Annotated in this window: 18 protein-coding genes and 2 pseudogenes; 14 read left to right on the forward strand and 6 right to left on the reverse strand. The window is 50.9% G+C overall.

All coding sequences use genetic code 11. The features are described 5' to 3' along the window. Window positions 1–87: 87 nt before the first annotated feature. Window positions 88–669, reverse strand: a complete 582-nt coding sequence (gene rsxA, locus B2067_RS14570) for an electron transport complex subunit RsxA (protein ID WP_068439840.1) — start codon at window positions 667–669, stop codon at window positions 88–90. A gap of 343 nt (window positions 670–1,012) precedes the next feature. Here rsxA and B2067_RS14575 point away from each other — a divergent pair, with 343 nt between their 5' ends. From B2067_RS14575 to apbC, 5 genes are read left to right on the forward strand one after another with little or no spacing between them, the layout of a single operon-like run. Then, complete coding sequence (locus B2067_RS14575; protein ID WP_301388945.1) at window positions 1,013–3,205, forward strand: ABC transporter substrate-binding protein; 2,193 nt, start codon at window positions 1,013–1,015, stop codon at window positions 3,203–3,205. Further along, entirely contained in the window at window positions 3,205–4,182 is a 978-nt protein-coding gene (locus B2067_RS14580) for an ABC transporter permease (RefSeq protein ID WP_076514650.1), read from the forward strand. Before B2067_RS14575 ends, B2067_RS14580 begins: the two co-directional genes overlap by 1 nt. Beyond that, window positions 4,182–5,567 carry an ABC transporter permease gene (locus B2067_RS14585; RefSeq protein ID WP_301388946.1) on the forward strand — a complete coding sequence of 462 codons (1,386 nt, stop codon included), beginning with the start codon at window positions 4,182–4,184 and terminating at the stop codon, window positions 5,565–5,567. Before B2067_RS14580 ends, B2067_RS14585 begins: the two co-directional genes overlap by 1 nt. Next, window positions 5,564–7,150 (forward strand): ABC transporter ATP-binding protein, encoded by a 1,587-nt coding sequence (locus tag B2067_RS14590; RefSeq protein ID WP_301388947.1) that lies wholly within the window; start codon window positions 5,564–5,566, stop codon window positions 7,148–7,150. Before B2067_RS14585 ends, B2067_RS14590 begins: the two co-directional genes overlap by 4 nt. Before the next feature lie 58 nt (window positions 7,151–7,208). Next, window positions 7,209–8,300, forward strand: coding sequence for an iron-sulfur cluster carrier protein ApbC (gene apbC / locus B2067_RS14595; protein WP_068439830.1), 1,092 nt, complete (start codon window positions 7,209–7,211; stop codon window positions 8,298–8,300). 21 nt (window positions 8,301–8,321) lie between these two features. On the opposite strand, the pseudogene B2067_RS14600 reads toward apbC, so the two are convergent. Continuing rightward, window positions 8,322–8,657, reverse strand: a pseudogene (locus B2067_RS14600) (methyl-accepting chemotaxis protein); the annotation flags it as partial. Window positions 8,658–8,870: 213 nt separating this feature from the next. After that, a pseudogene (locus B2067_RS14605) lies at window positions 8,871–9,635 on the reverse strand (PAS domain-containing protein); the annotation flags it as partial. Between the two features lie 211 nt (window positions 9,636–9,846). Between B2067_RS14605 and B2067_RS14610 the strand changes: the two are divergent. Then, complete coding sequence (locus tag B2067_RS14610) at window positions 9,847–11,883, forward strand: NADPH-dependent 2,4-dienoyl-CoA reductase (RefSeq protein ID WP_297532971.1); 2,037 nt, start codon at window positions 9,847–9,849, stop codon at window positions 11,881–11,883. A gap of 115 nt (window positions 11,884–11,998) precedes the next feature. On the opposite strand, the gene B2067_RS14615 is transcribed toward B2067_RS14610, so the two are convergent. Then, window positions 11,999–14,443, reverse strand: coding sequence for a 7TM diverse intracellular signaling domain-containing protein (locus B2067_RS14615; protein ID WP_301388948.1), 2,445 nt, complete (start codon window positions 14,441–14,443; stop codon window positions 11,999–12,001). Between the two features lie 131 nt (window positions 14,444–14,574). Here B2067_RS14615 and B2067_RS14620 point away from each other — a divergent pair, with 131 nt between their 5' ends. The 5 genes from B2067_RS14620 to B2067_RS14640 all read left to right on the forward strand — a co-directional run bounded on the left by B2067_RS14620 (window position 14,575) and on the right by B2067_RS14640 (window position 21,595). After that, window positions 14,575–16,035, forward strand: coding sequence for a Wadjet anti-phage system protein JetA family protein (locus tag B2067_RS14620; RefSeq protein WP_068437641.1), 1,461 nt, complete (start codon window positions 14,575–14,577; stop codon window positions 16,033–16,035). Between the two features lie 26 nt (window positions 16,036–16,061). Further along, window positions 16,062–17,024: a DUF4194 domain-containing protein gene (locus B2067_RS14625; protein ID WP_297532973.1), complete on the forward strand. Its 963-nt coding sequence runs from the start codon at window positions 16,062–16,064 to the stop codon at window positions 17,022–17,024. A 6-nt stretch (window positions 17,025–17,030) separates the two neighbouring features. After that, a complete protein-coding gene (locus tag B2067_RS14630; protein ID WP_068437650.1) occupies window positions 17,031–20,672 on the forward strand; it encodes an ATP-binding protein in 3,642 nt (1,213 codons plus the stop codon). Then, window positions 20,672–21,091 (forward strand): group II truncated hemoglobin, encoded by a 420-nt coding sequence (locus B2067_RS14635; protein ID WP_068437653.1) that lies wholly within the window; start codon window positions 20,672–20,674, stop codon window positions 21,089–21,091. The genes B2067_RS14630 and B2067_RS14635 overlap by 1 nt, the downstream gene beginning before the upstream one ends. A 90-nt stretch (window positions 21,092–21,181) precedes the next feature. Beyond that, window positions 21,182–21,595: a DUF5086 family protein gene (locus B2067_RS14640; RefSeq protein WP_068437656.1), complete on the forward strand. Its 414-nt coding sequence runs from the start codon at window positions 21,182–21,184 to the stop codon at window positions 21,593–21,595. A 20-nt stretch (window positions 21,596–21,615) separates the two neighbouring features. On the opposite strand, the gene B2067_RS14645 is transcribed toward B2067_RS14640, so the two are convergent. Beyond that, window positions 21,616–22,854, reverse strand: coding sequence for an esterase/lipase family protein (locus tag B2067_RS14645; RefSeq protein WP_301388949.1), 1,239 nt, complete (start codon window positions 22,852–22,854; stop codon window positions 21,616–21,618). 398 nt (window positions 22,855–23,252) lie between these two features. Between B2067_RS14645 and B2067_RS14650 the strand changes: the two genes are divergently transcribed. From B2067_RS14650 to B2067_RS14660, 3 genes are read left to right on the forward strand one after another with little or no spacing between them, the layout of a single operon-like run. Further along, window positions 23,253–23,834 (forward strand): hypothetical protein, encoded by a 582-nt coding sequence (locus B2067_RS14650; protein WP_301388950.1) that lies wholly within the window; start codon window positions 23,253–23,255, stop codon window positions 23,832–23,834. Between the two features lie 48 nt (window positions 23,835–23,882). Continuing rightward, entirely contained in the window at window positions 23,883–24,518 is a 636-nt protein-coding gene (locus B2067_RS14655) for a hypothetical protein (protein ID WP_068437664.1), read from the forward strand. Then, the gene (locus B2067_RS14660; RefSeq protein ID WP_068437667.1) at window positions 24,515–24,832 is read left to right on the forward strand and encodes a carboxypeptidase-like regulatory domain-containing protein; all 318 of its coding nucleotides are present in this window, start codon (window positions 24,515–24,517) and stop codon (window positions 24,830–24,832) included. Before B2067_RS14655 ends, B2067_RS14660 begins: the two co-directional genes overlap by 4 nt. Window positions 24,833–24,881: 49 nt before the next feature. On the opposite strand, the gene B2067_RS14665 is transcribed toward B2067_RS14660, so the two are convergent. Beyond that, window positions 24,882–26,356: acyl-CoA dehydrogenase domain-containing protein (locus B2067_RS14665; RefSeq protein WP_301388951.1), on the reverse strand; the 1,475-nt coding region annotated here is incomplete at its 5' end.

A 26,356-nucleotide genomic window follows, 5' to 3' on the forward strand; every position in this document is an offset into this window, starting at 1 on the left:
TGAAGCAAAGCCGAGCAGGGCGCCGAAGAGTGCTGCGAGGCTGGCCAGAACGACAATAGCGATAATGATAGTACTCATGCCAATACCTCAGATGCTGACCAGGCCGGTGAAGCCCAGAAACGCCAGAGACATAAGACCCGCAGTAATCATAGCGATGGCTGAGCCCTGAAAGGCGACAGGCACATCAGCAACAGCAATGCGTTCACGCATGGCAGCGAACAGAACCATGACCAGTGAAAACCCAACGGCGGCACCGAAGCCATACAGGATGGATTCTACGAAGGTGTTGTCTCGCTTGATGTTGAGCAGGGCAACACCCAGGACCGCGCAGTTGGTCGTAATGAGCGGAAGAAAAATACCCAGAACACGATAGAGCAGCGGGCTGGTTTTGCGGATGGCGAGTTCTGTAAAGCCAACCACCACGGCGATAACCATAATAAAGCTGATGGTCTTCAGGTATGTCAGGTCGAGCGGTACCAGAAGGTAGTTGTACACCAGATAGCTACAGACGGAGGCGAGTGTCAGTACGAAGGTGGTGGCCGCGCCCATGCCAATGGCGGTTTCCAGTTTGTTGGAAACCCCCATAAAAGGGCACAGTCCCAGAAACTGAACAAGCACGAAGTTGTTCACCAGGATAGTACTGACCAGTATCAGGAGGTACTCTGTCATCTTTCCTCTGCTATCGTTAAAACCCTATAGAAAGTGTGTGTTTCCGCGGGGTCTGGAGAATTCGGGCGCGCATTATCCCAAAATAGCGTTATGTCGTACAAGAACATAAGTCACTAGTAGTAATAGCTATTTGGAATAAGATGCGTTCCTGTTACCACTCTTAGCTGTAACGCCGGGAAGCCCGTGAACAACCAGGAAGCAACAGGAAAGCAACCAGAGAGTCGTTACAGGAGTTTGCCTGATCGCTAAAAGCTGGCAGACTCGATGGAATTACGATAAAAATCATTGAACCGGTTAAGCTCAGTTTGCAGTCTGGTCTGCATCCGACCAGTACGGGAGATAAATGAATACACAGGGATCGCTCGTCGTCGCTGCATTGGCAGTGGCGTTTACGTTTCTCATCAGCGGTTGCAGTGAGGGCGCGTGGAACAACCCACACCCGGAGGATGAAGCAGGAAAAAACATCCTGTACTCGAATTTCTCCGGGCCACCCAAGCATCTGGATCCTGTGATCTCCTACAGTTCTGATGAAGGTCGGTTTATTGATCAGATTTATGATCCACCACTTCAGTATCACTATCTGAAACGACCTTTTGAGCTGGAGCCCAATACGCTGTTGAGTATGCCAGAGATCGTTTATCTCGACGCTGAAGGTAATGAAGTGGCTTCAGACTCACCGGATCTTGCCTACAGTGATTATCTCTTCGAGTTAACGCCGGGCATCTATTATCAACCACACCCAGCGCTTGCCCTGGATACCTCAGGGGCACCTGTCTATGCGTTTGAGTCGTTGGATGATGCGGAGCCCTACAGCTCCTTGAATGATTTCAGCGAAACCGGTACCCGTGAGCTTGTGGCTGAAGATTACGCTTACCAATTGAAACGACTGGCTGATCCGACCTTGCTGTCACCGATTCGGGGCTTGATGTCAGAGTACATACTGGGCATGAACGAATTTGCTGAAGTTGCTAAGGCAGAACGTGAGGCGCAGCAGGAAGGTGAGTGGCTTGATCTCCGTACGCTCGACTTCAGCGGGGTTGAGGTCATCGACCGCTATCGCTTCCGGATACGACTCAAAGGTAAGTACCCACAATTCAGCTATTGGCTGGCGTTCCACTTCTTTGCACCGATACCGTTCGAAGCAGACCGCTTCTACAGCATGCCGGGAATGGCCGATAAAAATATAACGCTTGATTGGTATCCGATCGGTACGGGCCCGTACATGATGACTCAGAATGATCCGAATGAGGCCATCATTCTGGAAAAGAATCCGAATTATCGTGATGATTTTTACCCAGCAGAGGGTGAGATTTCAGATCGTACCGCAGGGTTACTTGATGATGCAGGGCAGAAAATCCCATTCATCGACAAAGTGGTGTATCGCCTTGAAAAAGAGTCGATCCCGCTATGGAGTAAGTTTCTGCAGGGCTATTACGATCGCTCGGGTATCGCCAGCGACAGCTTTGATCAGGCGATCAGCGTCGGCTCAGAGGGGATAGGTCTGTCGGATGAAATGCGCGAGCGCGGAATTAGCCTTGATGTGGCGGTCACTCCGGGAACCTATTATTTCGGTTTTAACATGCTCGACGATGTGATCGGTGATACAGGAACGGCGGAAGAGCGTGAGAAGAAGCGTCTTTTGCGACAGGCCATCGCGATTATTTACGATCAGGAAGAGTACATATCCATTTTCTATAATGGACGCGGAGAAACGGCGATGAGTCCGATTCCTCCCGGTATTTTTGGATATCAGGAAGGACAGGAGGGCATGAACGAGTCTGTATTTGACTGGATTGATGGCGCAGCCGTCAGAAAAAATACAGATGTCGCCCGTGAACTGATGGCGAAAGCAGGGTACCCGGATGGTCGCAATGCCGAAACGGGGGAGCCTCTGGTACTGAATCTCGACACCGTTGGCTCAGGCGGGAGCGCGGCTCAAAGCTGGTTGATTAAGCAGTTCAGGAAAATCGGAATTCAGCTCAATATCCGCGGTACTGACTACAACCGCTTTAAGGACAAAATGAAAGCGGGTAATGCTCAGATGTTCCAGTGGGGCTGGCTAGCGGACTACCCTGATGCTGAGAATTTCCTCTTTCTCTTATACGGCCCGAACGGGCAGGTCGTTACTCAAGGTGCTGGTGTTAACTCGAGCAACTTCGATAACGCCCGATACAATGCGCTGTTTGAAGAAATGAAACTGATGGAAAACAGCCCCGAGCGTATGGAAATTATCCGCGAGATGATCGATATTCTGCACCATGAAATGCCCTGGGCCTCGTCGTTTCATCCACACAGCTACGTACTCAATAATGCCTGGGTGTATAACAGCAAACCCCATGGCATCAGTAAGTCTGTCCTCAAGTATCTGCGTATTGATCCGGAACAGCGTGCCCGCATGCAGGCAGAGTGGAACAGCCCGGTTTTATGGCCATTATTCATGGTCGTGATAATTATTCTAGTCACTGCACTGCCAGGTTATCTGGCCTATCGACGCAGGCTGAATCATCGTATTCGTCCAGCAGGGGGAGATAAGTAATGCTGGCCTACATTATCCGTCGACTGATTTATGCCATTCCTATTCTTATCGGTGTAAATCTTCTTACTTTTGCTCTGTTTTTTGTTGTGAATACACCGGAGCAGATGGCGCGCGTACAGCTGGGTGATAAGCATGTCACCGAAGAAGCTGTGCAGGAGTGGAAAGCGCAGCGCGGCTATGACAAACCTCTGCTGATTAACGGCGACGCAGAAGGAGCAGGGGCATTCACTGAAACCATCTTCTTCGAAAAGTCCCTCAGTCTCTTTGCTCTGGATTTCGGTAAATCGGATGCCGGACGAAATATCGCAGCGGATATTGAGCAACGAATGTGGCCAAGCCTCGCCGTTGCTCTGCCAACATTTATCATCGGTATTTCCGTCAACATTGCATTTGCGTTGTTTGTTGTGATGTTCCGGGCCAGCATCTTCGACACGTCAGCCATGATCCTCTGCGTTGGGCTGATGTCTGTCTCCGGTGTGTTCTATGTGATTGCGGGTCAGTTTTTCTTCGCTAAAGAGTGGAGTCTGGTGCCTATTTCCGGTTATCTCGGCGGTGCAGATGCCTGGCGCTTTCTGTTATTACCCGTGATTATCGGTGTGATTTCGGGTATTGGCGGTGGCACGCGGCTGTATCGTACTTTGTTTCTGGAAGAGGCGAATAAAGATTATGTGCGTACTGCGCGCGCTAAGGGTGTGGCCGAGTTGACTGTGCTTTTCCGGCATATTCTGCCAAACGGTATGATCCCGATTCTGACCAGTGTGGTCGTGGTCATTCCTTCACTTTTCATGGGTAGCTTGCTGGTGGAGTCTTTCTTCGGCATTCCGGGGCTGGGCAGTTACACCCTGGATGCGATCCAGGCTCAGGATTTTGCCATCGTGCGCAGCATGGTATTTCTTGGCTCTGTTCTTTACATCATCGGACTTCTGCTGACTGATATTTCGTACACACTGGTTGATCCACGGGTGAGGTTGTCCTGATGGAAGTATTTGACGTACGCCTCCACCTCCTCTGGAGTGATATTTTAATTTTCCTTTTAGTGGCTTCACTGTGCGCTTTTATCGTTACTGTGGTCCGCAACCCTCTGGCCTGTAAACGCTGGTCTCAGGTCTTTGAATCACGTATCGGTTCCGCGTCATTTCTGGTGATTCTGTTTTACGTCCTGATTGCATTAACGGACTCGGTTCATTTTCAGAAGAAACTGGATCAGGCCGGAGATTCTGGCGAGGTCCACTATGCACCTGAAGTCACGAGTTTGCTGGACCTTGCGCTGGCACCTATGTTGGGGCGAGACGAAAAAACATATTCCGCCCCATTTGCGATTCACTCTTTCGCTAAAGAAAGCATGGAATTACCGGAAGGCGGTGTTACTCGTGACTACCCACGCCTTGAGCATGGAGGAAGTCACCTGGACGATGATGCCCAGCATGGGGCTGACATCGTCGTAAAAAGTATGACGGTGATTGGCTGGACACTGGTCCCAGTGTTGATCCTTATATTTCTGCACCATTCCCTCATGAAAAAGCGTGGTTCGCGACTTCCGTGGCCGGTGATTTATTTTACTTTCTCTGCCATTGTTGTGGTATCGAGCTGGGCTCTGTATATGAGTCAGTTTTACCACGTCCTCGGTACCGATAAGGTAGGTCAGGACGTTCTCTATGGTGCGGTGAAAGCTGTCAGAACTGGCGTCCTGATTGGCACGCTGGCAACCCTGGTTACTTTGCCGCTGGCAGTATTGTTGGGGATTTCAGCAGGGTATTTCCGGGGCTGGGTCGATGACGTTGTTCAGTATATCTACACGACGCTCAACTCAATTCCGGGCATTCTTCTGATTGCTGCTTCTGTGCTTCTGATCGACGTCTATATAGAAACACACCCTGAGCAATTCAAACTTTTGAGCGACCGTGCCGATTTTAAATTTGTCGCTTTGTGTTTCATTCTCGGTATGACCAGTTGGACTGGTTTGTGTCGGCTGCTGCGCGCAGAGACACTTAAACTTAGCCAGCTGGAATATGTACAGGCCGCGCACGCCTTTGGCGTCAGTCGCTGGCGCGTAATTATGCGTCATATCCTACCCAACACGACGCACCTGATTCTGATTGCACTGGTACTGGATTTCAGCGGTTTCGTGCTTGCTGAAGCGGTTCTGAGTTATATCGGCGTGGGTGTTGATCCTTCGATGAAGAGCTGGGGCAATATGATCAATGAAGCCAGAGCTGAGCTGGCTCGGGAGCCGGTTGTCTGGTGGTCTGTTATAGCCGCCTTTATCCTGATGTTTGTACTGGTGCTGGCAGCAAACCTGTTCTCCGATCGTGTTCGCGATGCCTTTGACCCCCGCATGTCCGGTAGTGGAGATAACAAATGAAGCCATTACTACAGGTAAATAATCTGGTTATTGGTGCGGGCGGCAGTTGTCTTGTTGATGACGTCAGTTTTGAAATTAATGCTGGCGAAGTTTTCGCTCTTGTCGGTGAAAGTGGTTCAGGGAAATCTCTGACCAGCCTGGCTATCATGCGCCTACTCGGTGAAGGTTTGAGCATCAGGGGCGGTGATGTTCAGCTTGGTACCGATTCGCTCTTTGCTTTGAGCGAAACTCAGATGAACGCGGTTCGTGGACGCAGGGTTGCCATGGTGTTCCAGGAGCCACAGAGCTCCCTCAACCCAGTACAGACCATTGGTAAACAGATCGGTGAGGTACTGACTCTGCACAGGGGCGATGCTCCGGATACCGCAATTATTGAACTACTGAAAGAAGTCGGGATTCCGAACCCTGAAGAGCGCCTTAACTGGTATCCGCATCAGCTTTCAGGTGGGCAGAAACAACGCGTGATGATTGCAATGGCATTAGCGTGCGAACCGGAACTCTTGATCGCGGATGAACCAACAACAGCACTGGATGTGACGATTCAGAAGCAGATTCTTGAGCTTCTTAATGAACTTCGTCGTAGCCGCGAACTCGCTGTTCTGCTGATTACCCATGATATGGGCGTCGTTGCAGAAATGGCGGACAGAATAGCGGTAATGCGTCACGGTACAATTCTGGAACAAGCTGACCGCTCACAGTTTTTCGTGAACCCTAGCCATGAATACAGCCGTCAGTTAATTCATGCGTTACCGCAACCTGACGACTACCTCGATTATGAAACTCACTCGCCACTGCTGGATGTTAAGGACGTTAAAGTCTGGTTTCCTGAACGGCGCGGCGTGCTTCAGCGTGTCGTTGGATACACGAAAGCTGTCAACGGTGTCAGTTTTACTATCGGCCGGGGTGAAACGCTGGCCCTGGTCGGAGAGTCTGGTTCTGGTAAAAGCACGGTAGGGCGGGCAATTCTTCGACTCGAAGATACCGCTGGTGGCACTATACACTTCGACGGTGACGAGATCGGTCAATTGAATCAACGCAGGTTCGCTTCTTATCGAAAGCGGATTCAGGTGATTTTTCAGGACCCGTTCTCTTCAATGAATCCGCGTATGACGGTCAGAGAAATCATCGAGGAGGGAATGCTGGGCCTTGGTCTCGGTGGTACTGACGAATCCAGAGAGACTCGGATTCGTGAGCTTCTTGAGCGTGTAGGCCTTGAGGCCGGGCACCTTAACCGGTATCCGCACGAGTTTTCTGGCGGACAACGGCAGAGGATTGCAATCGCCCGGGCAATTGCAGTTGAGCCTGAATTAATTATCTGTGACGAACCGACCAGTGCGCTTGATGTGTCTATTCGTGGCCAGGTTTTGCAGTTGCTACAGGAGCTTCAGGAAGAGATGGGGCTATCGTATCTGTTCATCACCCATGACCTGTCGATTATTCCACATCTGGCACACCGTGTTGCAGTTATGCGGAACGGACAGCTGGTGGAACAGGGAGAGACCCGTCAGGTCATGACTGCGCCGGTACATGAGTACACTCAGCACCTTCTGCAGGCAGTACCTCGTATTCCAGAGCACGCCTGACTTATTGTTTTTAGCGGCGTACAATCCGGCCATCTTGTTTCCTTCAGAGGTCTACCCGTTGGCTGGATTAACACAACCCCAGATTGAAGCCGCATTGAGCGGATACCATGATCCTTATCTCGAGACTGATCTGATTTCTGCTGGCTGCGTCCGCGATATTCGCATTGACGGTCCGGCTATCGAAGTCGACATTCATCTGAACTATCCCTCTGAGTACCTGAAAGGTGGTATTGCTCAGGTTCTTCAGACATCTCTTGAGAATATCGACGGTTGTCAGAGCGCGCGCGTCAATATTACCTGGGAAGTCGAAGAGCATAAGAGCCAGTCGGCATTGGAAGCGATCGCCGGGGTCAAGAATATTGTTGCTATCGCCTCAGGCAAAGGCGGTGTCGGGAAGTCGACAACCAGCGTGAACCTGGCATTAGCACTTGCCAAAGATGGCGCCAAAGTGGGCCTGTTGGATGCCGATATCTATGGGCCGAGCCAAGGCATAATGTTAGGCATTGAAGAGGGCACTCGCCCGGAAACCATCGATAACAAGTGGTTCGTTCCTGTTGAGGCGCACGGCATCAAGTCTATGTCGATGGCGTATCTGGTGACTGAAAGCACCCCGATGGTGTGGCGAGGTCCTATGGTGTCGGGAGCTCTGATGCAGATCCTGACGCAGACTCAGTGGGGCGAGCTTGATTATCTCCTGATCGACATGCCACCGGGCACCGGTGACATTCAATTAACCCTGAGCCAGAAGTTTCCGGTCAGTGGTGCTGTTATTGTGACCACACCTCAGGATATTGCGCTGGCCGATGCGCGCAAAGGCGTTGAGATGTTCAACAAAGTGAATATTCCGGTGCTGGGTATGATTGAGAACATGAGTATGCATATCTGTTCTCAGTGTGGCCATGCGGAACATATCTTCGGGCAGGACGGGGCAGAACGTCTGGCGGAAACTTACCAGACTAAAGTGCTGGGTTCCTTACCGCTGTCGACCTATATCCGTAAGCAGAGCGATGCGGGCTTACCCGTGGTTGCTGCGGATGATTGCTCCGAAGTGTCTATGATGTACCGCCACGCGGCACGTCGCCTTGCCGTGACTCTGGCGACGTCAGAGACTGATCAGAAGATACCGGATATTCAGATCAGCGACGATTGATTCAGGCCCGGCTTTTCCGGATCAGTGCAGGCTGTCACTGAAAATGCTTACCGCATTGACAGCCTCACGTGCTCCCTGACGTATTTCGAGAATTACCTCCCCAGCGCGGGTCGCAAGAGCAACCCCTTCTCCTGCCTGATGCTGACAGGACTCCATGCTCTGTATCGCAAGAGACGTACCGGACTGCATTTTATTGATCATCTGTGAAATCTCTTCGGTTGAGCTGCTGGTTCGGGCGGCGAGCTGTCTGACTTCATCAGCCACAACAGCGAACCCGCGCCCCTGATCTCCGGCACGTGCCGCCTCAATGGCTGCGTTCAAAGCCAGTAGATTTGTCTGGTCGGCGATCCCCCGGATGGTGTTTACGATAGACGTAATCATGTCTGATTGAGCACCCAGCTCAGAAATTACACTTGCAGCCTCCGACACCGCTGCTGAAACCTTGGTCATCTCATCGGATGCCTGCTGAATAATATCGGTGCCAGTCGACGCGGATTGCTCAGTGGCTGTGGTGATGTGATAGGCACTTGCTGCACGTTCTTTTTCTGTCAGCGCCCTCTGAACATTATCTGTGATGTCGGTGGCGAATTTAACGACACCATATACATCACCTTCGGAAGAGATAAGAGGGGTGTAGGATGCTTCGAGCCAGAGGTCGGTCCCATCTTTGCGCACACGGCGGAAGCGGTCGCTGAAGAATTTCCCTTCCGCCAGATTCTTCCAGAACTGTTCCTATTCAGGGGTGGAAGCGTCTTCTTCGGGGACAAATATTCTGTGGTGTTTGCCGACGATCTCACTGTCAGAATAGCCTGTAGCGGCAAGAAAATTATCATTGGCTCGCTGAATAACACCATCGCAGTTGAATTCAATGACCGCCATTGACCGCTCTACCGCTTTAAATGCATCTGTAAAGCGGTTGTTCTCCTCCATCAATGATGTAACGTCGTGAGCAATTTTCACCACTTTTATTACCTCGCCTCCGGCGTCCCGGATGGGCGCATAGGTGGCATCCAGCCAGATGGTTTTACCATCGGCTTTCTTCCGACGGAACTGGCCGTTAACCAGAGTGCCAGCCGCCAGCTTTTGCCAGAAGGAAGAGTATTCGGGACTATTGACGTCTTTTTTATGGCACAGGTCTTTGTGAGGGCGGTTCATCAGTGACCCGTCGGCGCAGCCGAACATGTCGTGATAGAGCGTATTTGCTGACAGTACCATGCCTTCTGGGCTGAACTCAGCAACAGCCTGAGTTGTGTAAATAGATTCGAGCACGCTGAGCTTTTCAGCGATATTCGATGCTTCTGCCGAGGGTTTTACAGGTTTGCGAGAGAAGAACATGGGTGTGCTCCAGACTTATTCTGCCTGATTCAGACTAGTTCAGTATCTTCATTAAGGCCAGAAATGAGAGTTATTCATGTGTAGCTAAAAAGTGTTTTATAGGGTAGCTTTATCGTCATCTTTGATCATTTTAAATGATGGCGAACTGGCTACACTGAGCCTTATAACCATGACAACTCAGCCGCAGAGCTGACTTAGATGAGAGACGACTATGAGCCAGTACCAGCATATTCTGGAACCCCTTGATCTTGGATTCACCACTCTGAAAAATCGGGTCATGATGGGCTCAATGCATACCGGCCTTGAAGATCGCCCCTGGCACTTCAGTGAACTGGCTGAATATTTCGCTGAGCGTGCCCGCGGCGGGGTGGGCCTGTTGGTTACCGGTGGCTTTTCGCCGAACCGCTCGGGTGATCTCTTGCCTTTCGGTTCTAAAATGCTCAGCAGCTGGCAGGTTCCGTTTCATAAGAAGGTGACATCAGCGGTGCACGAGAATGGCAGTAAGATCCTGCTTCAGTTGCTGCATGCTGGTCGTTACGGTTACACCCCGTTTAACGTTGCTCCTTCAGCGATTAAGTCGCCGATTACCCCTTTTAAACCACGTGAGCTGACGACTAAACAGGTCTATAAGACTATTGGTCATTACGCCCGTGCGGCGAAGCTGGCTCAGAAAGCTAACTATGACGGCGTTGAGATCATGGGCTCAGAAGGTTACTTCATCACGCAGATGCTGAATGCGCGCACCAATAAGCGTACCGATGAGTTTGGTGGCTCGTATGAAAACCGCATGCGCTTTCCGCTTGAAGTGGTTCGTGCTGTCCGTAAAGCGGTAGGTCCGGACTTCATTATCATGTTCCGTCTTTCGATGCTGGATCTGGTGGAAGATGCTTCGACTATGGAAGAGGTAATTACCCTGGCGAAAGCACTCGAAGCTGAGGGTGTCACACTGATCAATACAGGCATCGGCTGGCATGAAGCGCGTGTGCCTACCATCGTAACGTCGGTACCACGCGCGGCGTTTGTCGATGCAACGGCTAAAGTAAAAGAGCAGGTTAACATTCCTGTTGTGGCGTCAAACCGGATCAACATGCCGGACACGGCCGAAGAGGTCATTTCAAGTGGCAAGGCCGACATGGTATCTATGGCTCGCCCACTGTTGGCTGATGCTTTCTGGGTGAAGAAGGTCGAGGAAGACCGCGTTGATGAGATCAATACCTGTATCGCCTGTAACCAGGCGTGTCTTGACCACACCTTCCAGAATAAGCGTGCGAGCTGCCTGGTTAACCCTCGCGCTTGTCATGAAACCTCTCTGAAGTATGTGAAGACCAGCACTCCTCGTAAAGTGGCTGTGGTTGGCGCAGGTCCGGCGGGCCTTGCTGCTGCGACTGTGGCAGCAGAGCGTGGTCATAATGTCACTCTTTTTGAAGGACGTGGCGAGATTGGCGGTCAGTTTAATTACGCCTCACGCATTCCGGGTAAAGAGGAATTCAAAGAGACGATTCGTTATTTCAATACCATGATTGAACGCTTAGGCATCGATCTGAAACTGAATACCATGACGTCAGCCGATGAACTCAAAGCCGCCGGTTTCGATGACGTAATCGTCGCCACTGGTGTCGAGCCTCGTGTGCCTAAGATGCCTGGAATCGACCACGCCAAGGTCGTGACTTATCAGGAACTGCTCGCCAACGAAATGAAGCTGGGTAGCAAGGTCGCTATTATGGGGGCAGGCGGTATTGGTTTTGACGTCGGTGAATACCTGGCGCATGAAGGTGAATCAACAACGTTGAACAAAGACGCCTGGATGAAAGAGTGGGGTGTGGATATTACAAACACAGAGCGTGGTGGTCTGATTGCTTCAGATATGGAGCCTTCGCCTCGCAAGCTTTACTTGCTGCAGCGCAAAACGTCCGCGCACGGTAAGGGGCTTAACAAGACAACTGGCTGGGTACACCGTGCAGTGCTGAAAATGAAGCATGTCGAAATGGTCGGTGGCGTCAGCTACGACAAAATCGATGATCAGGGTCTGCATATTACTGTGACGAAAGGTGAGACGTCTGAACCTCGTGTGTTAGACGTTGATCACATCGTTGTTTGTGCTGGTCAGGTGTCCGTGAACGGCATTTATGAAGCACTCAAGGAAGAAACCGCTTTCCGTACACACCTCGTTGGCGGCGCTGAATTCGCGGGTGAGCTCGACGCTAAGCGCGCTATCCGTCTCGCCAGTGAGCTGGCTGCCGGCCTGTAAAAAAACGGCCCGGGCGCTGCGGTTATGCGGCGCCCGGGGTCACTTCCTGGTATTGCACCTTTTCTTGCTACTGCGCCATTCTGGTTGCTGCACCATTCTGGTTAGAGGCCAACAATTACCAACTGACTTTACTGGCAGAACCGACTGTGCTTTCTGTTTCTTTGATTGCTTCAGGCAAGCGTATACTCAGAGTGAAGCCCTGTGACGATGGAGGGCTTACGATGCTGCCTTTCATAATGTTGGTCACAAGGTTCCGCACCTCGTAAAGCCCCAATCCTTTTTTAGTCGCCTCTGAACGACGTGTTGTGAAGAACGGCAAAAATATCTTTTCGCGGTGATCTGTACTTATGCCACGGCCATTGTCCTGAAATTCAATATCGAGCACCCCGTTGTCAACGGAGGCTGAGATTCGCACATAGAGTGCCTGCTGCTCATATTTCTCAGGGTTGTGTACGACGGCATTCTCAGTAAGCTGATTCAGAATCTGTTCCAGTAGACTGGTGTATCCGCGCCACAGTGCGGTGTCAGGGTAGCTGATAACTTCCAGTGAGAGATGGCGGTATTGATGTTGGGCTCTTTGTTTCCAGTCACCCAGCCATGCCCGTAGGTAGATGCTATCGGCATATTGTGAAGAACTTGCGCCCATAGATGACTGAATCAGCTGATTCAGCTCAGCAAGCCGGGAGATGTTGTCCGTCACCTGATGGATCGCAGTTTTCAGTTCGCTATCGACAAGAATCTCGTTATCGTCGACCCGCCCCTTAATGTGTGTGGTCGCCAGCCGGATATTACCCAGGGGCGTATTCATTTCATGCGAAACACCCATCACCAACTGTTGTAAAGACTGATTCCGGTTGTCTTCCATTTTGCGTAGAGCCGCTTCCTGATCGTACTTTTCAGTGACATCCAGAAATGATCCAACCCATTGATACCCTTGATCCGAGACCTCCTGGCGCATCGTGAGAATTGCATTCACGGCTTTGCCACGCCGCGGCATCAGAATCAGTTCGTACCCAGTGACCCTCGTATCGCTATCAAGTACCTCCCAGAGCTCAATCGAAGCATGCGGAGACTCAACAAACTGATCAAAATGCGGCTTAGCTTCGACAACTTCTCCCACCGATGGAAAACCGAGCGCAGAGGCGAACGCCGGGTTACAGTCGGTAATCTCACCGCGACTGTTAAGCTGAAAGCGTGCTGAAATGGAGTTCTGATATAGATCTTCGTATTGCTTGAGGTAGCGTATAGCCTGTGACTGGCTATCGCTCAGGCGGCGCTGATCTTCCTGTTGCGCCTCTCGCAACATGTTGATCCGTGCCCCCATTGCAAGCGAGATCAGAATGACGTCAAAGACCGAACCAATCTGGTAGCCGTATAGAATCAGGGGGGTACCCGGAATCACCCCAAGCGTACTCATATTTGCTGAGATTACGCCCATCATGAAAGATAGCCAGGCGATGGTGAAGTACTTGGCGGGTTTGTGGCCTTGCGTCCAGGCACGGATCCCGGCTACGAGAGTGTAAATCGCAAGAAGGGAGTTCACGTAATTCTGGATGCTAACTGCAGTCTGGTATGGCGCTGCCATAGATAATATGGCGAAGCCAAGTGTCACAGGGACGTAGACCCGATAAACCATGGCGGCTTTCGGGCAATAGTTTTTTAGCATCAGCAGTTGGGGCAGAAAGAGGGCGAAGAAAAATTGACTGATAGCAAACGACAGAGGGACCATAAACGCATTCAGTTCGGGCTTATCTGGCCAGAAATAGCCGAAGGCGGAGCCTTCAAAGTTCATATGAAAGAATAGAAAACTACTGACGAATGCGGTGTAGTAGAGGTATAGCCGGTCACGTACTGCAAAAAAGAGAATGAGATTGTAGAGCGCCATGGCCAGCATGACCGCGTAGTACGCCCCCCGGAATACACCATTATTGATGAGTTGGGTGTTAAGAGTCGTTTGATCAACGAACTCCATAGGTAGCTGATAGGTCCCTTCTGTGGTGACATACAGGTAGAGGTCGTATGTGTTACCTGGTGTGAGGTCCAGTGGCAGAATCAGATTGGGATGATCTATGGCTCTCTCAGTATAGGGGATCCTGTCTCCCCCTCGGGCTACATGGCATTGATTCGCATCGCGTATGCCCTCTGGGCATTGAAACAGAGCGACGGTATCCAGAAGCGAATATCTATTACGAAGAAACCAGTCGCGATCATCTTTCGTTTGCACCTGCATTACGAACCAATAACCAGCATCACCAACCCCGAGGTTCGGGTATTCATCAGTGCTTCGTTGCCATGGCTGCTGCTCGTGCAAAGTTGCGAGTTGTTCTGAGGCTGAATCTACTGACAGCTTATCCGTTTTCAGATACTGCCAATGCTTACCTGCGAGGTAAGTCGAGCCAGCATCCAGAATTAGAGGCGATTGATCCTGCACTGAGGGCAGGGCCAAGGCCGGAAGCGCAGCAGTGATGAGCAGACAAAGCGCCGCGATGAAAGAGAGTATGGAAGGCACAGAAATTCCTTTGCGCAAAGCGACCAGATCCTGATTGGCATTTCGGGCCATTATACCCTCCGATGCGGAAGAATGCAGTGCGTTGCGCAGACATTGTGACAGGGCTCTCATCGGGCTGGCCAACGCCTCATCCTTTAAGTAATCTACTCCTCTTTAATCGCGCTGGAATAATAAGAAATTGTATGTTTTTTGAGCAGGAACGGAGCCAGTTTTTCCGCCCGTTAACCGGTAAGTATCGAGCGCAGGTCATGGAGTGTCTGAAAGAGCTCTATCAGAGGCTCTACAGCTCTAGCAGTGCTGACTATGGTCAGGCGATTCAACGAGACACCGTGATTGAAGTCTTTCAGGAAGCTCTAGTGCGGGCTCCGGTTCTGGCTGACGAATACGACAGTGAGGATGAGTCCAGCGAGAGCCGCTTCCGTACCAGCCGTGAACAGGCAGGTTGGGTACTGAATCAACTCATTGAATACGGCTGGCTTGAGAAGCAGGTCGATGAGGCCAGCTTACAGAGCACCTTTGGCTTTACCCGGTTCGGGCGTCAGTTCACTGAACCCTTCATCGAAGAAAGCCGGGCGATGGCCCGGACACGTCATCGAAATACGCGGAATACCCGAAACTCCCTTGAGTCCTTTCAGGAGCGCGGTGACATCTACGATCTGCTCGATGCCTATGAGTATTCCGAGCGTATCATCAGTGACTTTACCGATGTGATTGGCGAGCTTGAGGAGCGTAAGCGTGACCTTGTTCGTGAGATGGAAGACCAGTTACTGATCGAACGCGCCAGTGAAGCCTTCTTCGACTTCATGGAGAACCGCTTCCAGCCAGATCTCTCTGTGCGCTTGTCGGCAGACAACGTTGAGAAGCACCGGGACCAGATTCAGGGGTTGATTGATCGTATCCGTAAACAGGACGTCGAATTCAAAGCCAACGCCGAGAAACGCCTGCGTGAGTTATTACCAGAACTGGCCAAAGAGGGCAGTTCAGTTCTGTGGACCATCCTCGATGGCATAGAACTGCGGATGCGGAATGCCAGCGACATCATGCTGCCTGCATTACGTCGTGCCCTGCAGAGCTTTACCAAGCGGGCTGACATTATCATTCGTCAGATGAGTTATCTGGCATCGCAACAACACAACGATGTTCTTGCGGTATGCAAGCATCTCTCGTCGCTTACTGAAGAAGAACAGGCGAGTGCTCTGGAGCGAGCTGGGGAGTTGATGGAAGTACCGCAGCTCCGCCTGGTTGATCCGGCCTCAGTGCGCATGCACGCTACCCGGACACGCCAGAAGATCGAAGCGGCACTGGATGACGGCAAAGGTGATTTTGATGTCGATGCCCGTCGAGAGATCTATGTGCAGCAGGTATTGGATCAGGCCTTCCTGGTGAACCAACAGGCACTGCGGCATTTTATGAGCAGCAAGCTCAGTTGCGGTAAAAAAATATCCACACGCGATATCCCGATTGAATCGGCAAAAGACTTCCTGGCGGTTGCACATGCGATTGGTTTGGGCGCAGCCGATGGACTCTCGTCAGAGTTCGAATTCCTTATTGATTATGATGAGAATCCGCGCGAAGAAAACAGTGACGGTTACTTCATCAAAAAAGACCACTTTACCTTCGAACTTGTTCAGAAACAGTCCTGAGTGGGTACAGAGAAAAGAATCAGATTATGTTGCATGAAATAGATCGCGAACTGGAAAAAGAAGGCCTCAGCCAGAAAGAATATTCTGAGCTGCTGGTACGCTTGCTCGATTACGGAGTAATTTGCCGTGATGAATCTCAGATCGAGCAAACCCTGTACGACCGGTTTGTCCGTATCGAAGAACTGGTGGGCGAGTACCTTTCTGTTCTGGGTATCCGCATTCAGCACGATAAGCGCTTTCAGTTTATTCGTTTATATCCGCCCGGCGCTCAGGTACCAGGGATGGATGAAGATCAGCAGAATGTTGGCAACCCAGCGTTCCGCCAGCGTCTGAATCAGAGCGAAGTCGCTTTGATTCTCGTACTGCGCGCGCAGTACGACAAAGCGTTGCGCGAAGGGGCTGTTGATGAGCAAGGTTGTGTCATGGTGTCACTTGAAGGCCTGACGATCGCCATGAAAAACCTGCTGAAGCGCAGCCTGCCAGAAAACGTCACTGAGCGGAAAGCGCTGTTCCGTAAGTTGCGTCAGATGCGTCTTGTTCAACTGCAGAATGAAGACAGCGTCCACGATGGTGATATCTGGTTGCGTATTCGCCCAATGATCATGAGCTACGTCAGCGATGAAGTGCTTACTGAATTAATGGCGACCGATGAAGACGACGAAGGCGATAACGAGACTTCCGAATTAAATTCTGAAGCCGGCCAGAGTGAAGATACGCCGGCTGCAGCAGAGGCCAACGTTGGCGAAGAGTCTGTTTCTGACGTGCCTGCGTCTGAAGAGCCGATTGCAGAAGATGAATCTGAACAGGAAGCTGAGCCTGAAGCGGTTACTTCTGAAGATATCAGCGCTGGCACTGATGGGCCGAATCAAGATGGAAAGTCATCAGAAAATGTCGAAAGTGCATCGGCGGATGACGCAGCAGAAAGTGAAGACAAAGAAGATCAGGCAGAACCTGAAACCAAGCAACCCGTCAGCCTGTTCGGAGAATAAAACGATATGTTCCTGAAGAAGTTTATTTACATCAACTGGGGCAATATCCCGGCGACTGAATTTGAGTTTGGTCCGATTAATCTGCTATCGGGTGGCAACGGCTCGGGTAAAACGACGGCTGCTGATGCTATTCAGACCATCATGACCGCAGCGCACGATACGCTGTTTCACTACAATCCGGGTCAGGACGAAGCGACACAGCGTGGTCGTGGTAAAAACGTTCGTACACTGGCTTCCTACGTGCTGGGTTGTGATGATGGCAGTTATGCGCGCCCGAATGGCGCCGTGGGTTATCTCGGTGCGGTTTTTTATCCAACCCAAGGCGAAAGTGGTGAACCTTTCACGGCGATTATTGGTGTCAGTGCGACGGTGGATCGTGCTGGTGGTGCACCGGTAGCGCGCCAGAATGATATTCAGTTTTTTATCGTGGCTGGTGAAGAGTTAACTCAGAATGACTTTCTGCTGGACCTTGATGACTCTCATCAGGAAGTTATTCCACTTGGGAAACTGACAAAAAATCTCGCGCGCAGGATCAACCCGAACAGCGTAGAGAAGTACGACACCAAGAAACAATATCTGCGTCGACTGTACGGTGCTCTGCGTGGCCGCAACGATGCGGTTCCGGAGCGCGAGGCAATGAATGCCGCGCGTACCTTCTCGCGCTTTATGGCCTACAAGCCGGTTAAAAGTATAAATGGTTTCGTGGCGAATGAAATTCTCGAAGCCAAAGACATGGGCGATGCAATTCGCAGTGTCTCGGATCTGATGAAGACCATTTATGCGATGGAATCCGATGCGAATAAACTCGCTGAGTCCATTGAAATGCTGAGTGGCACGCGAGACAGTGCAGGGCGGTATATTGATCAATGGATCGACTACAACGTTCTCGAATACACCGCAGCGCGCAGTCGTTATCTTAACGACCAGAAGAATTACCTGAACGCGAAAGAAATCCAGCAGCAGATTCGTGAGTCTCTGAATAAAACTCAGAAAGAGCGTGACGTTGCACAGGATCGCCGTAAGCAGGTGCGCGAGCAATTAATCAGTATGGAAGCCCGCCGTCAGGGCATCGACGCGCTGCAGGATAAAGATGCCGCAGAGCAGGCGATCAATGATGGTAAAGCGAAGCTGCAACAGCAGGCAATTCCGTTGCTTGAGCAGGATCAGATGTTGCAGGCATCGCTACGTGCTACTGAGCTTTTATATGGGGCGTTGCAGAAAACTAACGTCGCTGCAGAAATTCCGTCTCTGGGTAGTAAACGTATTGCGGAGCAAGCGCGCGAAGTACTGGCTATTAAAGACAATGGTGCCGTCGACTTCCGTAAACTCCTCGGTAAAGACTGGATCGATCTTTCACCTCTGGAAGCTCACCTCGACGATGCCCGCACCCAACAGTCACTGGTAAACAGCTGGCGCGATCGCTTCCATGATACTGAACTGGAAAGCAGCGGCGTATCACTGCGCGATCAGATTGCCCGTGTGGCGGACCGTCGTGATCAGAAGCTTCAGCAAGCGAAGCACCGTATGGTGCAGAAGCAGAATGAAATCTCCAGCCTTGAGGCACGCCAGGCGACGTATCCAGGGTATGTGCGCCAGGCGCTCGAAGCGATTATGCGTGAATGCCCGCAGGCAGAACCGCGCGTACTGGCGGACTACGTTGAGGTCACTGACCCAGACTGGCAGAGTGCGGTCGAAGGTTATATCGGTGGAGCGCGCTTCAGTATTATTGTTGAGTCTGCGTTTGAAGCCGAAGCTGCGCATATTCTTCGTCAGATTCCGGGTGGCAGCCGCGCTCGTGTTATTCAGGGTGAGAAAGCGAAAAAAGACAGTGAACGGATGAAAATTCCGGCGAATTCCATTATCCACCTGATGGATTTTGAACACGCGACTGCCCGTTATTATCTTGAAGCCAGTTACGGCACGGTCGAGCAGGTAGCCGATATTCAGGCGCTGCGTATGACACGTCGTGGTGTGACGAAAGAAGGTCTGGGCTCGGGTGCGTATTCTATTTATCGCTGTGACCTTGAAGATGCGGATCTCGTTTTCGGTTTAGGAGCGCGCGAGCGTGCACTTGCGGCGAAGCGCAGCGAAGTGAATATGCTCGAAGACGTTGCTAACGAAGCAAACTATCAGCTTCGTCAGGCGCAGCAGTTACTTGATGCGGTTAATCTTCTGCGTCACGTTACCTTCGCAGACCAGATGCAATCGATGCTCGATACTCAGTATGCGATGACGCAGGCTGAAAATTCACTGAAAGGCGTGGATGTCTCCAGCTTCGGTGATATTGAGCACGAATTTACCGCACTTAAAGAAAAAGCGGACGACCTCGATGCACAGATAAAAGAGCTGGATGGTGAGCTTGGCCGTTTGCAACAACAGTTAAATGATGCTGAAAAAGCCGTTAAGGCACTGAGTGAGCATCAGGAGCAGACATCAGACACGGCTGACGCTAAAGAAGATGCCCTGCGCTCTATCGTGGGTATCTGGCCTGACTTTGATCTTGAGAAGCGCCTGGAACAAGCGGATAAAGAGGCCGAAGAAAGCCCGGTTGATGCAATTGAGAACCTGCGAAAATCGGTTTCTCAGGAGCTCAATTCCATTGCGTATGAAATTGAGCGGAACATCACTGAACACAATCAGACTTGCCAGACCGTCGATTCGATTGTTTACGCTCCGGATTATCGTGATGAGCATGGTGCGAAATTTTTTACCGGTGTGTGTGACCTTCAGCGCGAAGTCGAACGTGTTCACAACCGTTTGAAGAATAATATTCTGGTCGAGAAGCAGGACAAGCTGCATCAATTACGTGAAAGCTTTAATAACGTCTTTGTGACCAACCTGTGTCACTCAATTTATCAGGCGATCAACGACGGCAAACGTATTCTTGAAGACCTGAATAAAGAGCTGGCTCATCACCAGTTTGGTGCTGACCGCGAAACCTATTGGTTCGATTGGGAATGGGTGCCAGAGTACAAAGAGTACTTCCAGTTCTTTGATGAAGTGATCAAAAATCCGGCATTGGGAGACGGTGCGACTCTGTTTACGGCTGAGCTCTCTGCCAGTTCCGTTAAGGTTCGCGATCAGTTAATGGATATGCTGCTCGACGATGACGAGCAGAAAGCGATGCGCGAGCTTGAGCGTATTTCTGATTACCGTAATTACCGGTCGTATGAGATTTATAAACAACCGCTGAATAAAGAACCGATCGCTCTATCGCAATACGGTACAGGGTCCGGTGGCCAGCTAGAGACGCCAGCCTACATTATTCGTTCAGCAGCGATTACTTCAGCTTTCCGCTTTAATGAAGGGGATACTCACCTGCGTATTGTGCTAGTGGATGAAGCCTTCTCGAAAATGGATGAAACCCGCTCTAAAGAGGTGATTAATTACCTTACCGAGAGCCTGGGTCTGCAGTTGTTGTTTATTATGCCGACCAGTAAATCGGGACCATTTATGGATCTGGTTTCGAACCAGTTTGTCTTCTCAAAAGTACCGCTTACCGGCGGACAGAAGAAAGGGGAGTTGCAGACTCGGGTGCTGGTCGACAGGCAGCAGTGTAACCAGGAAAAGGTTAAAGAGCTTTGGGCGAACCACCGCCGGACTATCCGTCACCAGGCGTCACTAGACTTTATGGAAGAGTTTGCCTGATGGTGGCCGCCTATGGTGTTGAAGATGCTTCTTTCCGTGCTGCGGGAGAGTACGAGGGTATAAAAGCCCTCGTTGACGGCTTTTACGATGCGATGGAGGCTCTGCCTGCGGCTAAAAAAATCCGCGATATGCACCCCGCGGATTTAACCGAATCACGCGATAAGCTGACGCGCTTCTTGTGTGGCTGGTTAGGAGGGCCGCGCCTGTATCGCGAAAAGTACGGGCCAATCGCGATCCCTCGGGCCCATGCTCATTTGCCGATTGGCGAGGCTGAGCGGGATGCCTGGCTGTTGTGTATGGAAGAAGCGCTAAAGTCACAGGCGTACCCTGAAGAGTTCAAATCCTACCTGATGACCCAGTTATTCGTGCCCGCAGAGCGGTGCCGTATGGCGTCAGAGTCAATGACGAGGCACTCATAGTATTCCGGAGATCCGGATGCAAAACGTATTGCCAACAGGTCAGCCTCTCGTTATCTTCCTTCCATCACAACAATAAAAACCGGATCGAATATGAGCACATTCTCCCGACTTGTGGTTTACGTTATGGCCGCAATACCAGTCATTAGCGTTCATGCCGAAACCATCAACGATTACGCCCTCTGGAACATCAAAAGTGACCCGAGAGAAACGCGCTGGATCCAGATTCGTGAGTTTCAGCGTATGGAAGGGGAAGAGATTTTTCATATTGATGTGTACTCACGCGAGAACGGTGATATGCAGGAGCTTGCTATGCGCCTTGCTGACCATATTGCGATTGAGCGTGAAGCACTGTTGAACAGCATCGGTCAGCCGGTTGATACCGGTGTTCCAGAGCGGGTGGCTTATGATAAAGCCGTCACCCGGTGGATGAAGACACCTGCAGCCCAGCGTGAAATCTGTCGGCGCCCGGTGCAGAGGTGTCTTGATCCTGTATTCTCGGAGTAAATACTACCGACTAGCGATAGTCAGAAACCACGTTCGATTAGGTCTCTCATTACCTGCTCATAAAAATCGGCCACGGAACCCTGATAGGGAGGCCGCTCCTGAAGCCAACTCTCCTGAGGGCCGTAGTATTTATTCCGGCCGGTGAAGTAATTGTGATAGTAACCGTGGCTTAAAATACTGCCATCCAGTGTCTTGATATGCTCGAAGTTACTGCGGCTATCCGCACAAGGTGGATAGCCAATCTTATCGAAATTCTGAGAGTCCATCGTGGTATAGCCATCATTAGGGCCGTATAGGGCGGTGACCCCAAGATAAAAAGTCGCGTCGCCCCAGTATTCGTAATCCCAACTTCTTATGCGTGCTGAATAACTGAAGTAACTTACGCCATTACAGTTCTCGTTGTCTTCGTTCACGAGTTCGTACCAACCTTCCTCCTGTACGCCAATCGCATCCAGCAGGTCACGCCACGCAGTCTCATCACGGTAAAAGTCTTCTCGCATGTAATGACTTGAGAGAGAAGTCAGGCCACTCAGGAAGGCTCTGAACTGACCGTTAATATCCAGGTCATACTCGTCCGGATTATCAGGGTCGTATCCTTCGGTCAGAACCAGAGGTTGGTTTAACAGAGCCTCGTCTGTGGTTGTATCTCCTACCTCCCGCCACATGAGGTCTGTATTCAGACGCTCGCCTTCTTCGAATTCCCAGAAGGGTTCGCCAGCAACAGGGTCAATCCAGCCGTTGCCAAACACATAATTGGAAAGATACATACCATTAATACCGATGGTCGCGATTTCTGCGCCGAGGTGCTCGCCAGAAAGTCCTACCACCGCAGCGACATGCTTTGCCATAGAGCCTTCTTCTGGGGCGCTATCGCTGGCTGGCAAAGCAGTTGTCATGAAACGAGCATCCTGAGTTCCTTGTGATGTACCAATAATGATTACCTTGTCTGCCTGCGTCGCGGATAAAGCTTCATAGACCGTATTGCGGAGGGAGCGGGCACGTATGTGATAGGTTGCGTAGGCTGGTTTGTCGGCGATAAATACCTCGTTGCCGCAGGCTTTAAGGCGGTCAACGATGTCTTTACTGAAGTAGCGATGGTATTGCGCTATATCGCTGGTACGTTTGAGGCGGTTGTCATAAAGGTTGTCGATGCGCGGCGGCAGGTGAGCCTCATCTGCAGGTAGAATCCACTCTTGGCAGCCATTATCAGAATCCCAGGCTGCGCAATACTTCTGCAGATTATCGGATTCTCGCGTCATGCACTCGTCAGCTGTCCAGCTGTCCAGCTGTCAGGGCAGATGGTCCGTAAGCCAAAATGGTGGGATAAGACGATAGGGTACTGAAGCTTACAGTCATTAAATTCCTGGGCATAAGAGGCCGGAGATAAAATGATTAAAAGAGCGGCGAGGCGGAAGCTGACATTCATATCGATTCCCTGACTGTGAAGTGAAGCCCTGAGAAGGCTGAAGCCACAGTATGGTCGGCGCCGGAGCGTTTGTGTGACCATCGATGCAATGAAATGCGCCAACTCATGGTGCACATGGGGCCAGTTTGTCGGACTCGTTAACCGAAGGTTGGATATGCTTGTCCCGGATACTTGCAAATTACGATACTCCCCGGCTTACTGGAAAGAGTTAAACGCCAACATGGATTTACCATGAAAGGACTCATTCTTAGCCTCAGTATTGCGACTCTTGTGTCATGTGCGCAGATGCCCGCAACTCATCCTGCTCAAAGTAAGCAGCCAGACACGGCCTCGGTGGCTCCTGAGCCCTGTATCGGAACAACCGATTTGCCAGCGTCATTGCGCGACAGTTTTGTTCCAGCCGTTGATTCAGACTTATTAAATGCTGCGCTCGGAGAGCCTGGCAAAGGCGGCTTGTGCCAGGGGCAGGTGTATATTTCAACTGGCGTAAAAATCGTTACCCTTTATCGCGCCTGGAACAGTACTAATCCCGGAAGCACCTATGGCAATTGGTGGGCGTTCAATAAGCCGTCAGGAAAGGTTGCTGAATATCGTGAAGACTTCGAAATCTGCTATCAATGGTCACCGCTGGATAAGCTTGTGACTTGTGAGCTCAAGGCGGGTACAAAAGTAGTTGTAGGGAACGGTCAGAGCGCATATTGCTCTGAATATCTGACTTATAGTGTGTCAGCCAGTCAGCAGGTCTACATAAATGACGCGAGTAATTCAGTGATGAACTGTGAGACCGCAGATGGGGTGCTCGTCTGGCAGTAAGGTGATCAATAGAGTGATGTAACTCAAGTACGAAACGGAGAGATTCTCATGGATAGAGAAATTGCAGGGATCATGCTGTCTTTTGCTTTGTATCTGACTTATTTTCTGATTCCCCTTGTACCTTCAATCCTTATTTATAAGATCTTCCCCTCCACGTCTGTGGTTGCCAGTGGCAGCTTCTCAGGGCTTAAGATTAATTCGTCCGGTGCCTTTGCTGCATATCTTATTACTCTGGTTATCAGTATAAATGCGTTATCTGAAACCGAGGCTCGTATTCTCGAGATCCGAAATCCGAATGAACCAACCTGGAGTATCATCGGAACGCTTGAACTTCGCGATGGTGAGGGCAACGTCATCAATAATCCTCTGCTGTTTGATCTACTGGAAATATCTCTCGAGCCCCGTGTTTTAAGCAGTGCGAATGGAGATATTCATTTCAAGATACCTGGCTCACCAGACGGTTCGCCTCCTAAAAGAATGATTACCTTGGACGTTAAGGGCTTTGGCCGCGGCAAGATTAATCTGACGTCTGAAGCAGCATTAACGGGGAGTGACATGGTGGTTAATTATCAGACCAGAACCATTGAGTTCAGTGAGCCTATCGAAATTACAACGCTCACTCAGCCAGGACAAAGATACTCTGAAACCTCGTACATGACACCCGTGACAGGAGCAGGAGAATGAAAACCATCGCATTTACGATACTGCTTTTTTTGTCTGAGTTGGCTTTGGCGACGAATCTGAGGGGGAGGGTGGATATTCGTCATCCCTATACCGGCGACCTTTTCCCTGCGTCGGGAGCGACGGTCGAACTTATCGTGTTTACTAACTTTGGCCCTCAGCTGGTTTACACCTATTTCACCGGCTCAGATGGTATGTATTACATGCCCAGTATAATACCGGGAAATTACATTCTCCGTATTAACGGCTATCTGGACTATCAGATTCAGGTAGTGAATATGCCTTATCAGGATTTACAACCGGTGTTGATGCAATAAAAAAAAGCGGCATTCATGCCGCTTCAAGGGTGCTGAACAAGGGGAGTGTTCAACTAACGTTGGCATCAGCTGCCGGATTTTTTACCTCAACTTCCGCTTTTTCAAAAAAGCTCTTCTCAAAGGCATCGGTTAACAGAGCGTCATAGCGCTGCTTGTCGTACTCACGAATATTATCGGCTTCTTCCTGAGTAATAATATTCTGAGAAACAGCGCTGGAGAGGCGGGCATCGATGTTGTCTCCCGCGAGCTTTCCTCGGGACTCTGCTTTGTTGTATTTTCCCCACGCATCGTCAACCGTCAGCAGTTTCTGATACGTGCTTTCAACACGGCCGAAAGCGTCGCTTGGCTCAAGGTTGTTATGAATGAACTGACCAAATTTCTGACGCACAGGGTTGTCCTCCATGATCAGGTCACCGAGCGCACGAAGCTGATCGTCATCAGGCTTTCTCAGAATCCGACCGTATGGGAACGCCAGACGCTTAAATACTCCGGCGATGCCCGGAACCGTGAAGTTGTCGTAGAAGTCGAACAAAGCTTCCTGAGCAGTGTACTGAGCCTGATGCAATGAGGCACGGGCGTGTACTTTTTCAGCGGTACTTGCAGGCTGATTTTCGTAGTATTTAAGAATACTGCATGCGATAAACAGCTGGCTATGAACATCGCCTAAACGAGCACTCAGAAGTTCACGACGCTTAAGGTCGCCACCAAGAACACCCAGCGCAAGGTCTGCTGAAGAGGCCAGTGCAGCACTCATGCGGTCGATGCGCTGGTACCACTCTTTGGTAAAGCTGTCCGCTTTCTCTGGTGCATTTGCCAGACGATTGCCACTGAGCCCAAGCACGAATGCGCGCATGGTACGGCTGATGCTGTTGCCAGCGAGTGCAAAGAACAGGCGGTCGAAATCTTTTAGCCCCTGCTTCTTATCATCGGTTTGCAGTGTCTGAATAACGTCGAACAGATAAGGGTGGCAACGCATTGACCCCTGGCCGAAAATCATCAACGAGCGGGTCAGAATATTCGCCCCTTCCACTGTGATCGCGATAGGCACACTCTGATAAGGCAGTGCCATGAAGTTACGAGGCCCTAATTGAATGGCTCGCCCACCGGCGACATCCATACCGTGATTGATCAGGGTACGCATCATTTCTGTCGCGTGGTACTTCGCCATGGCGGTAATCACGGATGGAGTGCCGGACTCCAGGCTCTTCGTCACAAGGTGACGCATTGCTTCAAGCGTGTAGCCAAGAATAGCGATCTGCGATGTCGCTTCCTGCACACCTTCGAATTTGCCGACTTCCGTCTTGAACTGGCGACGGATCTTGCCGAAAGCGCCGGTCATGCGATAGCCAACTTCACCACTTGCGGTAGCCAGAGCAGGAAGCGAAACGCCTCGACCGGCACCCAGGCATTCAATCAGCATACGCCAACCTTTACCGGCCATTTCAGGGCCACCGATGATCCAGTCAACGGGGATAAATACATCTTCGCCATTAATCGGCCCATTCATGAATGGTGCACCGGGGT

The sequence above is a fragment of the Thalassolituus sp. UBA2590 genome (assembly GCF_002339775.1).
GTDB lineage: Bacteria > Pseudomonadota > Gammaproteobacteria > Pseudomonadales > Oceanobacteraceae > Thalassolituus.